The sequence below is a fragment of the Lysinibacillus sp. FSL K6-0057 genome (genome assembly GCF_038630885.1).
Lineage (GTDB): Bacteria > Bacillota > Bacilli > Bacillales_A > Planococcaceae > Lysinibacillus > Lysinibacillus fusiformis_F.
The window spans coordinates 1,972,031-1,986,113 of the sequence record NZ_CP152047.1 but is presented as its reverse complement, the minus strand read 5'-3'; the positions used below and the strand labels follow the sequence as shown (position 1 = coordinate 1,986,113).

Genomic DNA, 14,083 nt, shown 5'->3' with positions numbered 1-14,083 from the left:
CCTCCTTATTGGGGTTTAATGTTTTTAATTATAAAAGAAAGGAAGGGCACGAGTCTTTTGCGTAAATGAAAAAAATAATCTGAAATTTTGTTCAAAATGACAAAATTTCAGATTATTCTAATCATTAATCAATCGATATAGCATGCAAGCCATATAGGCATCATAAAATTCCGAGTACACAGTAACATCCGTGCCAATCAGCTCGCTAATTTTTTTAATGCGATATTTCACCGTGTTTTTATGAATATAAAGGAGCTCTGCACAGCGCTCCACACTAGCGTTTGCATCTAATAAAAAGGTCATCAATGTCTGCAAGGCATCCTGATCACGTAAAATGGGTTCTATCACCGACAAGTATTCCTCAATCATTTCCTCGCCCTGCTTACTGACATCAATGGCCCTTTTCATAGAGCGAACTTCCGCTGCTGTAAACAATTTTCGCATTGGGTAAATGGTATGAGCCTTGTCCCCCACCTGATTGACCAATTGATACATTTGACGAACAGACTTTGTATTTCTCATTTTAGGTGCATAAACAATTTCTGCGATTTGTGCATCATACTGGGTCGTTTCACTATATTCGATGGCAATTTCAAACTCATGATGCTTATAAAAGCAATTCCCTACCAGCACGATCATACAATGGTCAATGCATTGGATCACCCTTGTTTGATAATACTTGGAAAGCTGTTCTTCCAATTCATCGCGAATTCTTTTTTCATCTGCTAAATCATGCATGTAGACAAGCCACATCATTTGAATGGCTGAAACATCAATATGAAGGAGATTGGCTAACCGTCTCATTTTCTCCCCTTCATCATTAATAATGGCTTTGACTAGGGCGTATTCACTTACCTCATCATGCTTATCTCCCCATAAATTTATGGCTACTTGCACAACCTCACTTACCTTTTCAATCGTCTTAGCGGGCAGTTTTGTATTTTCTTTTATTAAGAATAAAAATAGCGGCTCGCCATTTTTTTGATGCACTCTTTTATAGTCCACGACACAGGAGACATCACTTCTTTGTAGCTCTAGCTTGCCCGTTTCTCGATGGAAATTGGATTGAGAGCATTCTTCAATCACATTCGCCACATCTAATGATGAATTTCGAGGCCACATCACCTGGTTCACAATTTCAAAATGACTATTCGTGAGCACGATATTGGCTTTCAAACGATCCGAAAGCATTTTCAGTGTAATTTCAACACTTCTTAAATGCTCAGGCAGTAACGACACTTTTTCTAATGTCTCTTTGACAAAATGATCATTTACGCCTTGATTACTAACGATGGCTTCCATGACTTCATAAATAACCTCATTATAGCGCAGTGAATAATCATTTCTTGGCATACAAATGATAATAAACCCTTGCGCCTCTGCTAACGCCAGCACTTCTTCTGGAATATCAGGCAATACAATGCCGACATAATACAAAATCAGACCTAGCTCTCCTAAATCATGTAAATGCTGAATCGTTTCACATTGTTGCTCCACGCTATCTCGAATGGAGTAAAAGGAGCTAATGACAAGCTCCTCTGCATACCATTCCTCCTGCACACGGTTAATAATTTTCGAATAAAAATCAACATTCGATACCTCTAGTACAGATAAGGATGATACGGTACGATGCAGATTATCTGTACCCGTTAACACCTCTGCCCCTCGAAAGGATGGCAATTGTAATAATTCATTGACCGTTACCCCATGTTCCACCACCACTTTTCTTTACAACTCTTTTGAAGAAGAATACCATATCCCCTACTATCTTTCAAAATACAGTTTGCTCTCTATTTTAACTGCTAGCCTGATAGTGTTAAAATAATAATTAAATGGAAAAGATTAGAGAGGAAAATGAGAATGTCGAATCAGACAAAAAAAGTGACAATAGTGGGCACAAAAATCCGACAAAGCCTACAGGCAGATTGTCAAAGCTGTTTTGGTTTATGCTGTACCGCTTTAAATATCGTGGCTTCCAGCGATTTTGCGATTAATAAGCCAGCAGGCACGCCATGTCCTAATTTGCAGGGTGACTATAGCTGTCACATTCATAGCCATCTGAGAGAAACAGGCTTTAAGGGCTGTACCGTTTTTGATTGCTTAGGTGCAGGACAGCAGGTTTCACAGGTGACATTTCACGGACAGGATTGGCGACAATCCCGTGAGCATGCTGACAAGATGTTTCGCGTTTTTCCCATCATGGAACAGCTTTACGAAATGATTGCTTATGTAGCGGAGGCATTATCCTATCAGGTGGATAATACGCTTTATGAGCAGCTCCTTGCCCAATTGGAGCAACTACAGCAAACAACAGCACTAGAGGCTGATGCCTTATTAGCACTGGATATGGTAGCGATTCGTATGCCGATCAATGCACTATTGCTCCAAACAAGTGAGCAAATTCGTCAGCATAGCGTAAAGGGAAAGACTGCTAGCAAATTGAATCAGCGTGGAGTTGATTGGATGGGCAAAAATTTAAAAGGCAAGGATTTACGAGCGACTGATCTAAGGGGTAGTTATTTAATTGCAGCTAATCTTCAAAATGCGCATTTACAAGGAGTAGATTTCATCGGGGCCGATTTACGAGATGCCAATTTGCGCGGTGCTGACCTTTCGACAAGTCTGTTTTTAACCCAAATGCAGATCAATGCCGCACAGGGGGATCGTTCGACTAAATTACCTTCCTATATTAAACGACCAGCCCATTGGCATTAAAAAAGGTAGATGGCGTTTTACGGTCATCTACCCTTTTTCATTAGGCTTGTTTCTTTTTATAAAGCACAGTCGCTGCCACTAACACAAGTAAAATAGCTTGGCCAATGATCGTTTCCACTGTTGGATAGAAGCCAATGAAGCTAATAACAGGTATGCCATCAACAATGGTTGTGGACAGATTATCTGTGAGTTGCAATGTGTGCAAACTGACACCAATAATTTTAAAGGCTAAAACGTAAATTAAAACGGTTGCTACTGCAAAGAATTTATGAATGGGAATTTTGCCACTTGCTTTAAATAACACGACTGCCAGTACAGCAAGAATGACCAGTGCCACCACAATTCCAAGAATAAACTGCGACGTTTCCATTTTTGGTGCAATCCCCGCATAAAAGACCAGTGTTTCTGCACCTTCACGGAAGACCGATAAAAAACTAATCGTAGCCATCGCAAAAATAGAGCCACTCGAAATGGCATTGCCCATTTGTTTGGAAATGTAGCGGTTCCAGCTGACTACACTTGATTTGCTATGCAGCCAGATACCAACACCGATCATCATCGCTGCAGCAACTAACCCTACATACCCTTCCATTAATTCTCGATTCGTATCAATCGTTGCTGAATTCAAAATCGTCGACATAAGGATGGCAGCAACGGCTGATAATAAAACGCCGACAAATGCGCCAACATAGATCCATTTGCGCATCTTGTTCTGTCCAGATTTATTGAGGAATGACACTAAGGCTAAAATAATGAGTAATGCCTCTAGCCCTTCACGTAGTAAAATTAACGCAGCGTCCCAAATAGTGTAATCGGAATCCCCCTGAATCAGCTCAATTTCAGTACGGAAAGCATTTAATTTTTTTGTAATGGCTTGCTGATCGACGTTGGATTTTAATAAGTCGCTCGCGATAATCGGCATATCACTTTCGATTTTCGTATAAAGACTACCATTACGTGTGGAAATTTCAATTTCTACACTTGGCCAAATGGTAATAAACGCTCGTATTTTATCAGAAGCCGCCTGATAGTCACCAGCATCTACAAAGTCCTTTGCCTCATCGATATAAGCAATCAATGTTGCTAACGAATAGTCTCCTTCAACCACTTCAGCTGTTTCTTTACCAGCTACAAAATCCTCAATCGTTTGCTGTAAATCTGCAAATTGCGATTGCATCAGGGCGATATCTGGCGCCTCTGCCGAAATGGCAATACGGAGAAACGCCATTTGTGTTTCGATTTGCCCATACATCGCAATACTTTGCTCACGCACAGGTCGCTCATTTTTATTCCATTTACTATTAAAATCCTTGTAGGCTTCCTCAATGGCCTGAATGTCACCACTTGCTAAAGCTTTTTCAAAGTCTGCCATAATCGGCTTAAACTTTTGCCCAAACTCTGCTCGCTGTGCCGCTTCATCCACTGGATTTTCAAGCTTTTCTAAGGCACGCAATGCATTCGACAGTGCTGATAGCGCCTCTAAACGCTCGTCTTTGGATGTCGCTTCAGTAGCTTGCGCAAGGATTTCATCAACCTTTGCTTTGGCTTCTTTTTGCTCTGAAGAAACCTTAGCCCAATCCGCAGCAAATTGTTCAAGTGCCTGCTTGGCCTCCGCCTCTTTATCCTGCTTTGTATTCATCAATGCATCACTAATGGCAATATAGAGATGACTATAGGATTGTGCAGCTTGCACAGGTAGAGCTAAAGTCAGAATTAAGGCGATTATGATACTACAGCGCGTTAAAAAGTGCTTCACCTAAATAACTCCCCTTTTGTACACCAGGGAAGCATGCAAACACGGCACTGCCTCGATGGGTAATGTACTCATTCATTTTATCCATACGCCCTAAGCTATTTTGGATCGTTGTAAATTGGGCTGGGTCTTTTTGAAAAGAGATAAAGATAAGGCCCGCATCATGGGCTCCTGTATTGGACATCACGCCCGATGCATAGGAATAAGAGCGTCGCAAAACACGCGCACCTGATTTCCGTGCCAAATGCACATGTGATGTATCAGGCATAACATAATTGCCCTTATCATCCTTTGCCTCTACATCAAAATCATCGAATTCCTTTGTTTTGCCAAATGCTGCGCCACTGTCACGATAACGACCAAATGTAGCCTCTTGATCTTTCAGTGATGTGCGGTCCCATGTTTCAAGATGCATTTGAACTTTTCGCGCGATTAAATAAGAGCCGCCCTTTAGCCAGCCTTTATCCACCCACACGACCTCATTTAAGTCTTTTTCATCTGTAATGGCTGGATTTACCGTACCGTCCTTGAACGCAAAGAGGTTTCGAGGTGTCCCACCACCTGCTGGGAACGAGTTGAAGCCTGCCTGTGACCATTTAATCTCCACTTTACCCGAAGCAGCTCGTACGAGATTGCGTACTGCATGGAAGGCCACCTGCGGATCATCTGCACATGCCTGAATACACAAATCACCACCTGTATATTCTTTCTGTAGCTGATCTTTAGGGAAATGTGGTAAATCCTTTAGCTCTGCTGGTTTTACATGCTGCATCCCGAGTTTATCGAATAATGAAGGCCCGACACCAAAGGTAATGGATAGATTAGCAGCATCTAAGCCCTCTGCCTCTCCTGTATCCCCAGTGGGCACTCTTGTATTCGTCGAAACATCAACCATGACTTCACCATTCATTAAACGCACAACAAGAGGTGTCCATTGCTGGAACAACTCTTGTAGTTCCTTCTTCGATGTCACTAACACATCTAAAGAAGCAAAATAAATATTCGTTTGAACAGGTGTCACGATACCCGACTGATGCTTGCCATAGAAATTGACCTTATTGCTAGCCGTCGTGCTATCTGCTACTGTCTCAAAGACATCGTAGCCCATTGCTTTCATGACACCACCCAAGCCAGAGGCACCGATGGCAACACCTGCCACACCGATACCTGTTAGCTTTAACATATCACGTCTAGAGATTTTTTTATTAATGAATTTTTCTTCATTTGACGTTGTCATTTTTTATGTTCACTCCAAAATGATCCCCATTTGACTTAATGGTTCTCCAAGCTGATTCACTGCTGCCGCAAGTGCTTTCGTGTTTTCTTCCGTTAATTCCTCGTAGGATACATAGCCACCATCAGCCGTTGCATGTTGTGCCAATAAATCGTCCACCGCTTTGAATTTTTCATCAAGAGTTGACACTAATGCTGAATCTTTCGCTTCTAATTTTGAACGTAAAATTTCAAAGATTTTTTCTGCGCCTTCAATATTTGCTTTAAAATCATACAGGTCTGTATGAGAGTAAATTTCTTCCTCACCTGTAATTTTAGATGTCGATACTTCGTTTAATAAATCGACTGCACCTGTAATCATTAAGTCAGGTGTCACTTCAACCGTTTGTACAAGGGCATGTAATTCCTTCGCATCTGCAAGCAGTTGATCTGCTACAGCCTCATAGCCTTTTGTTGTATTTTCTTCCCATAGTGCATACTCAAGTTTATGGTACCCTGACCATTCTTCCTCGCCTTTACCTTCTTCTTGGATATCTGCTAAACGTCCATCAATACGAGGGTCAAGATCACCAAAGCTTTCCGCGATTGGCTCTGAACGTTCAAAATACATACGCGCTGGCGCATAAGCCGCTTTTGCTCCCTCAATATCGCCTGCCTTAAATAGATTCACAAACTTCTCTGTATCTAGTAAAAATTGATCCATTTGCTCTAACGCAAATTGTTGATAGGCTGATAGTTCAGCAGATAAATCCACCTCTTGTGTTGCTTGCTCTGCCTGTTCTGTTGCTGGCTTATCTTCTTTTTTTACTTCTTCTGTATTGCCACAGCCAGCCATTAAAATGCCTCCTGCTACTAATACCGACAAAAATGATTTGTTTTTCATACTTCGTACCTACTTCCGAATTTGTTTTATATTGTGATGATAATGATTATCATCATCTATTGCAACAACTATTTTTGTAAATAGAAAAAAACGTCATTTTTCAGTCATTCTTTACGAACAACTAGAAAAAAGACGTTTTTTCTACAATATAATGATTCTAATCTATGAAATTTTTGCTTGTTTCAAATTTTCATGTTTTCCATGTAAAAGGTAATAAAGCACAATCGACACTAAAATAACAAAGACCATCGAGAAGAAAATCGAGCTGTAGCCCATAGATGGTACAAATAAGCCTAAGAAATAAGGCCCGACACCTAAGCCTAAATCATAAAAAATAAAATACGTAGATGTCGCAAGTCCTAAACGCTCATTTGGTGTTACTTTGATGGCAATTGCCTGTGCCACCGAGTTGAAGTTTCCATAGCCAATCCCGATACAAGCGGCAGCGATTAAAAAGGCAATCGTAGTTGTTGCTGAGCTAAAGGCATACATGCCTATTGCAAACAACACTAAACATGGATAGATAATGATATTCGCCCCTCTTGTATCAAGCAATTTCCCTGTAAATGGACGTGTAGCCAAAATGACAATAGCATAGATAATAAAGAAGTAGCTACCTGCTGATACTAAATCTAACTCCTTTGCATAAAACGTCATAAACGACATGACACCTGAATACGCAAAGCCAATCACAAGCGCCACAAAGGCAATCGGTACTGCGCGCATTTCAATAAAGTTCGTCACTTTAAAGCCAGCCTTCACAGCTGTATCCTTCGCTTTTTTCGGTGCATCTGGCACGGTCACCATGAAATACATAAAGAAACAAATAATAGCTAAAACAGAATCGACTGCAAAGATCATGCGATAATCTTCAAACAGCTGTGTTAATAATATGCCGACAAATGGGCCAATGGCTGTGGCTAAAATCGCACTTAGGCTATAATAACCAATCCCTTCCCCACGACGCTCTGCTGGTAAAATTTGTGCAATAATCGTACCTGTAGCTGTACTGGCAATTCCTAGTGCAATCCCCTGTATTAAACGATTAACCATCAGCAGTGGTAGACTGCCTGCTATAAAATAAGACATCGTTGACAACATAAATAATAGCAATCCGCAAAATAATGTTTTTTTGCTACCCCAGTCACCAATAATACGCCCTGTCCCAAGACGACCTAATAGTGTCCCGATAATAAAAATGCTCGATACAAGCCCTGCTGTACTTGTAGAGGCATTAAAATGCTCCACCGCATAAGCCGCAATCGTCACCATTAATAAATAAAAGATTAACGTAATGGTAAAATTAATAAGTGAGACAATTAAAAAATCCTTTGTCCATAGTTTCTTTCTGGTTGCTTCCACGTTACTCTCTCCTATTGATTGATATTCATACAAATTCTTGCTAAAACCTGTGTCGCAATGTAAATATCTTCCTTGGGCACACCTGCCAGTGCCTGCTCAAAAAACGGACTCAAATGCGACTTTATTTCCTGCACAAGCTCTTCCCCATGCTTTGATAGGTGTACAAGCTTTTCACGCTTATCCTTACCTGCCATCGTTTCCACATAGCCCAGCTCCACAAGTTTATGTACAAGCTTCGTGACACTTGGCTTCTCTATAGACATGAAGTTCGCGATATCTACAAATGAATGTGGCCCCCTATCATTCAAGAAACGAAGCACTGCCCACTGCGAGCTATATAGTTGATAGGGTTCAAGCTGTACATTCAGCTGATTAATAAACGGCCGATACATTAAGCGGTACTGATTAAAAAATTCCTGTTCAATTGTCACACTATCACTTCCTTTTAAATTAGTTAGCCTAGCTAACTATATACCTAAAAACTCTATTTGTCTAGTAGGAAATAAGCGAACCCTCGCTCAGAAAGGAGGTAGATTTAGCATACTTTTCGGAGAATTCATCCTCATCTTGATGCGTGTATCCGCCACTTTCTCTGCTGTATCCTCCACTTCTCACGTTCTATCCGCTACTTTCCCTTCTCTATCCACCTACTTATTGCGTATCCTCCACTTTCTCTGCTGTATCCACCACTTCTCACGTTCTATCCGCTACTTTCCCTTCTCTATCCACCTACTTATTCCGTATCCTCCACTTTCTCTGCTGTATCCACCACTTCTCACTTTCTATCCGCTACTTTTCTTGCTCTATCCACCTACTTATTGCGTATCCTCCACTTTCTCTGCTGTATCCACCACTTCTCACTTTCTATCCGCTACTTTTCCTTTTCTATCCACCTACTTATTGCGTATCCTCCACTTTCTCTGCTGTATGCTGTATCCACCACTTCTCACGTTCTATCCGCTACTTTCCCTTTTCTATCCACCTACTTATTGCGTATCCTCCACTTTCTCTGTTGTATCCACCACTTCTCACGTTCTATCCGCTACTTTCCCTTTTCTATCCACCAACTTATTGCGTATCCTCCACTTTCTCTGTTGTATCCGCTACTTCTCGCGTTCTATCCACCTCAAAAACTATGAAAGCAACTCATTCAGACCGCTTGAATGAGTTGCTTAGTTTTTAAAATCCTTATTCCATAATCCAGTACTTCCTATGTTTTTTGACACCCTCTGCTTGCAAAGGGAGTTGCTGTAACAACTTGTACGCTAAATCGGGCGAGTCAATGCCAAAGAATTCGCGGAAGCTTCGATTGGTTACCTGCTGCCCGACTAGTAATCGGTAATCTTCCAATGTTCGCATCAGCGCTTCTCGATCCACCAATCCACAGCGTGGGCAAATCCATTTTTTATAGTGATACTTTAATCGCTGTCCCGTACCACATTGTGGACATAACACACCTTTCACCATTTCCTGAAGCGGTATCTCTACCTCTTTTTTCAACTTCGTGTGTAGGGATAATAGAAGGTTCGCCAATCGTAAAAGATCTACGCTTTCTCTAGGATGATGCCGCTCTATCCATTTTTGGAAATAAAATCGTAACCCTGTCACATGAAATATAGGTTGCCCCTGAAAACCCTTTGTTAAAATACCATTTTTCGTTGCCAGTACAACCGCATGAACAACAGGTAAATCGATACGTTCTCGCTGGAACAGTTTTTTCATCCAAACCACATGTCGCTCCAGCTGAACAAATGGATTAGCCATTCCTTCCACCGTGCCATCCATGGTCGTACGTGTGAACTGTGCAAAAGAGGCATCATATGAGAGATTTCCTGTTATATTTTTGATTTCTAGGATGAGTAAAAAATGGGGACAGAGAAAAATGGTGTCCATTTGATGGGTAGAGCCGAAGCCATTCGTGGTTTGAAAATCATGGAGAAAATAATGGGGGGATGGTAAATCGATCTCAAGCCATTCTGCATCGACACGCTGTTCGCCAGCAAGCCCTGCTTGGACACGGCTCAACCGTTCACTATAATAGGCGTAGTCATTGTGCGTCTGCGGCAATCTTCGTAGCATCACCTCTAGTATTTTCTGAGAATCCGATGGTTGTCGTGCTAATAGAATCATGTATTCACCTCCTGCCCTGATTATATAAAAAAAGAACCTCAACAAATGAGGTTCTCAAAAACTTAAAAGATAGATATTGCAAAATCAATTTTTCACAATTTTTAGTAGATCGAAAGACTGTTCTTTCGAGCGACAACTAACGTTTGCAAATACGTTTCTACACATTCTTCCGCAATAAATACAGGAAGTAGGGTGCGCCAATAAACGCAACAACAATACCAGCAGGAACTGTTGCACTTGCAATGGCTACACGCCCAATGGTATCAGCCAGCATTAGCAAGCTTGCGCCAATGAATAAGGTCAGTGGTAAAAAGAATTGGTAGCGCGGGCCAACAAGCTGTTTCGCAATATGCGGAGCCATCAAACCGATGAAGGCTACACCACCTGTTACCGATACAGCAGCTGCCGCTAGCGCAACGGCGACAATTAATAATCGCAAACGTTCTCGCCCAATATTCATACCGAGGCCGACTGCGGTTTGCTCCGTCATGGCCAAGACATTTAACACATTCGCTTTATAGAAAATGTACGGGATACCCAGTACAAGCCAAGGCACTAACGCCCAGAAAAATGGCCAATCTGTGCCCCACACATTTCCGGCTAGCCATTGTGCAATAAATTGTACATCACTACGTTCAGCCGAGGAAATTAACACCATCATGACCCCTGATAAGGCGGATGCTACGCCAACCCCTACTAAAATAAACTGCACAGGATGTACGCCCTTATTTCGTTGATAAGAGAAAAAGTAAATGCACAGGGCTGTCACTAAGGCACTACAAAAGCCGACAATCGGTAAAATATAGGCAAAGTGAGGAAGGTCGCCATTTACTAGCAAATAAAAGACTGTAATCCCAACACCTGCCCCGGCACTAATGCCAATAATCCCTGGGTCCGCTAAATCATTGCGGGTCACGCCCTGCAATACGGCACCCGCCAACGCTAATGCCATACCCGCAGCCGCTAGCACAAACATTCTTGGTAAACGAACGGAAAATAGCACGAACGACTCTTTAAAACTACCATCGCCCAACAAGGTCGGGATAATTCGATCAAAAGATACGGATGCGGCACCTAATGAAATCCCCATCACAAAAATGAATAAGGTGACCACTAGCCAAATGAACAACCATTTCCGTTGTTTTTTTCGACCTTCTTTAAACAAATTGACGTCCTCCCTTCCGCACTAAGAGTAGGAAGAATGGAAGACCTATAATCGAAATAATGGCCACAACTGGCGTTTCATAAGGTGCGTTAATCATGCGACCTGCAAAATCAGCCAATACCATAAACCAGCCACCTACAATGGCGCTCATTGGTAAGACAAAGCGATAGTCTGTCCCTACAAACGCACGGACAATATGCGGCACCATTAAGCCAACGAAAGCTAGATTCCCGACAAGGGCCACAGCAGAGCCAGCTAGAATAACCACCACAAACATCATGATACCTTTTACGAACGTGGTGTTTTGTCCAACCCCTACCGCTACTTCCTCATTTAAGCTTAAAATCGTTAATTGACGACTGAAAGCAAATGATAGGAGTAGACCGATGATAATAACAGGAACGATTAATAATGCCTGCCATGTTGTGCCAATAAAACCGCCACTTGTCCACATCGAAACATCTTTGGAAATTTGAAATAAAATGCCTGTTCCTTCTGCGATTGCCTGTAATAATGCCGTGACAGCCGCACCAGCCAAAACAAGCTTCAACGGAGAAAAGCCTTTTTTAGTAGAGGCACCAATCCCATAAACAATCATCATACCAATACCAGCCCCAACAAAGCAGGCTAAAATTAACGTATAATACGAGAACTTCGGAATAAATGCCATCGTTAAAGCAAGGGCAGCATTTGCCCCTGCTGTTAAACCAAGCAGCCCTGGATCAGCTAATGGATTTCGTGTAACCCCTTGCATAATCGCCCCAGCGACAGCGAGGGCACTCCCAACAAAAATAGCTGCAATGATACGCGGAAATCGAATTTCACGTAAAATCGTGTAATGTTTGCCACCACTTTGTCCAACAATTGCTTGAAAGACATCTTGAATGCTAGTATTCGCTGCCCCTAAGCACAGCGAGATACTAGCAGTGCCAATTAATACAAGCAATGCTAGCAATACTTGAAGCCAAAATGGAAGCTTTCGAAACTTTGTCATTTGCCTTCGCTACTCTCTACTAATTATTGTAAAAATTTCTCTTCAAAGAACTTCAGTTGATGTTCTAATGTGATAGGGTCGTTGAAGTAAAAGGCATTTGCATTCACTTCAAATAAATGACCATTTTTCACTGCTTCTAAATCTTTAAACCACGCTGCATCTGTAAAGGAATTATCTTGATCTTGGAACATACTGAAGATCACATAGTCACCAGCGTATTCCCCTAAAACTTCTTGAGAAATAGCATAGTAGCCAGGCTCTAACGCTGTTTCTTTTACTTTTTCAGGCATTTTCAAGCCCATTTCTTGATATAAAATCTCTGTTCCACGGCCCCAGTTATCGCCATAAATATAGAACTGTTTATTGAAGTTTTCTGCCACTGTTACAGTCGCATCTTCACCGATTTTTTCTTTAATTTTTTTACCAGCTTCTGCTGCGCGTGTTTTAAAATCTTCTACCCATGCAGTTGCTTCTTTTTCTTTATTCACAACTTTACCGATTTCAATGAACTGCTGTAAATAATCTACTTTACCATACGTAAATAATACTGTTGGCGCGATTTCTGCTAATTTATCAGCATTTTCAATCCCATTTAAGCCAATAATTAAATCTGGTTCTAGCTCAAGAATTTTTTCAATATCTGTATTTTCAACTACGACAGCATCTTTAATCCCGTCTTCGAAGTTTGGATTTTTCGCTGCCCATGCATCTACACCAACAACATTCACATCAAGCTGTAATAAGCTTCCTACAAAAGAAGATAGTACAACTACACGTTTCGGATTTGCTGGTACTTCAACAGGACCTGACTCTGATTGATATGTGATTGTTTCTGCTGATGTTTCTTCTTTTGAGCCTTCATCAGCCTTCTCTGTTTTTTCTTCCTTATTGCCACATGCTGCAAGTACTAGGACAAGCATCATAAACATTGGTAAAAGCCACTTTTTCATTGTTATTCTCCCTTTAAACGGTTTGTAATAAGTCATATGTAATGCACATTGGTTTGTTTGTTCGTGGATCTTTGCCAATGACTGCATCAATATTAAATACTTTTTTCAATACTTCTGGAACCATCACTTCTTCAGCCGTTCCGAATTTTACAAGCTCACCCTGTGAAAGCGCTACAATATAATCTGAAAAACGTGCCGCTTGATTTAAATCATGGAGTACCATGACAATGGTGCGCCCCTGTTCTTCATTCAGCTTGTAAAGCAGCTCTAAAACTTCTAGCTGATGAGCCATATCTAAATAAGTTGTCGGTTCATCTAAAAAGATAATGTCGGTTTCTTGGGCCAATGCCATCGCAATCCATACGCGCTGACGTTGTCCACCAGATAAAGCATCTACAGTTTGTAAACGGAATTCTTCTGTTTTGGTTACCTGTAAAGCCCAGCCAATCACATCTTTATCTTTTTGTGATAAATTACCGAAGCCCTTTTGATAAGGAAATCGACCGTAGGATACAAGCTCTTCCACTGTTAAACCATGTGCACTTTCTGGACTCTGTGGTAAGATTGCCAGCTCTTTTGCCAATTCTTTTGTGTTCATCTTGGAAATATTTTGACCATCTAATATGACCTGTCCACTCTCATGCTTTAAAATCCGTGTGATGGCCTTTAATAAGGTTGATTTTCCACAACCATTTGAACCAATGATTGTTGTTATTTTGCCATCGGGAATTTGCAGCGATAAGTCATGCACAATTATTTTATTCTCATAACCAACACGAATCGATTCAACTTCTAAACGCAAATCGGACCCTCACTTTCTTTTTACTTCTTTCCATGCTATGATATTCAAAGCTTAAAATGATAATCATTATCACTAGAATTAGTCTAGTTTTTTGAT

The 14,083-nt window shown here is 41.2% G+C and carries 12 protein-coding genes; 1 reads left to right on the top strand and 11 read right to left on the bottom strand.

Annotation, left to right across the window (positions count from 1 at the left end):
* Nucleotides 1-117: 117 nt before the first annotated feature.
* Nucleotides 118-1,722 carry a PucR family transcriptional regulator ligand-binding domain-containing protein gene (locus MHB40_RS09390; RefSeq protein ID WP_342534392.1) on the bottom strand — a complete coding sequence of 535 codons (1,605 nt, stop codon included), beginning with the start codon at nt 1,720-1,722 and terminating at the stop codon, nt 118-120.
* 138 nt (nt 1,723-1,860) lie between these two features.
* Here MHB40_RS09390 and MHB40_RS09385 point away from each other — a divergent pair, with 138 nt between their 5' ends.
* Nucleotides 1,861-2,715, top strand: a complete 855-nt coding sequence (locus MHB40_RS09385; RefSeq protein WP_342534391.1) for a pentapeptide repeat-containing protein — start codon at nt 1,861-1,863, stop codon at nt 2,713-2,715.
* A gap of 40 nt (nt 2,716-2,755) precedes the next feature.
* On the opposite strand, the gene MHB40_RS09380 is transcribed toward MHB40_RS09385, so the two are convergent.
* The 10 genes from MHB40_RS09380 to MHB40_RS09335 form a co-directional block, all read right to left on the bottom strand.
* Nucleotides 2,756-4,471, bottom strand: a complete 1,716-nt coding sequence (locus MHB40_RS09380; RefSeq protein ID WP_342534390.1) for an FTR1 family protein — start codon at nt 4,469-4,471, stop codon at nt 2,756-2,758.
* On the bottom strand, nt 4,446-5,705 hold the full coding sequence (efeB, locus tag MHB40_RS09375; protein WP_342443257.1) for an iron uptake transporter deferrochelatase/peroxidase subunit: 1,260 nt from the start codon (nt 5,703-5,705) through the stop codon (nt 4,446-4,448). The genes MHB40_RS09380 and efeB overlap by 26 nt, the downstream gene beginning before the upstream one ends.
* A gap of 9 nt (nt 5,706-5,714) precedes the next feature.
* Entirely contained in the window at nt 5,715-6,584 is an 870-nt protein-coding gene (gene efeO, locus MHB40_RS09370) for an iron uptake system protein EfeO (protein WP_342534389.1), read from the bottom strand.
* Between the two features lie 162 nt (nt 6,585-6,746).
* Nucleotides 6,747-7,946 carry an MFS transporter gene (locus MHB40_RS09365; RefSeq protein WP_342534388.1) on the bottom strand — a complete coding sequence of 400 codons (1,200 nt, stop codon included), beginning with the start codon at nt 7,944-7,946 and terminating at the stop codon, nt 6,747-6,749.
* Nucleotides 7,947-7,957: 11 nt separating this feature from the next.
* Nucleotides 7,958-8,377: a MarR family transcriptional regulator gene (locus tag MHB40_RS09360; RefSeq protein ID WP_342534387.1), complete on the bottom strand. Its 420-nt coding sequence runs from the start codon at nt 8,375-8,377 to the stop codon at nt 7,958-7,960.
* Nucleotides 8,378-9,134: 757 nt separating this feature from the next.
* Nucleotides 9,135-10,076, bottom strand: coding sequence for an NERD domain-containing protein (locus MHB40_RS09355; RefSeq protein ID WP_342534386.1), 942 nt, complete (start codon nt 10,074-10,076; stop codon nt 9,135-9,137).
* 157 nt (nt 10,077-10,233) lie between these two features.
* On the bottom strand, nt 10,234-11,241 hold the full coding sequence (locus MHB40_RS09350; protein WP_342443252.1) for an iron ABC transporter permease: 1,008 nt from the start codon (nt 11,239-11,241) through the stop codon (nt 10,234-10,236).
* A complete protein-coding gene (locus MHB40_RS09345; RefSeq protein WP_205442766.1) occupies nt 11,234-12,235 on the bottom strand; it encodes an iron ABC transporter permease in 1,002 nt (333 codons plus the stop codon). The genes MHB40_RS09350 and MHB40_RS09345 overlap by 8 nt, the downstream gene beginning before the upstream one ends.
* Nucleotides 12,236-12,258: 23 nt before the next feature.
* Nucleotides 12,259-13,185 carry an iron-hydroxamate ABC transporter substrate-binding protein gene (locus MHB40_RS09340; protein ID WP_342443251.1) on the bottom strand — a complete coding sequence of 309 codons (927 nt, stop codon included), beginning with the start codon at nt 13,183-13,185 and terminating at the stop codon, nt 12,259-12,261.
* A 13-nt stretch (nt 13,186-13,198) separates the two neighbouring features.
* Nucleotides 13,199-13,987, bottom strand: a complete 789-nt coding sequence (locus MHB40_RS09335; protein ID WP_342534385.1) for an ABC transporter ATP-binding protein — start codon at nt 13,985-13,987, stop codon at nt 13,199-13,201.
* Between the last annotated feature and the right edge of the window lie 96 nt (nt 13,988-14,083).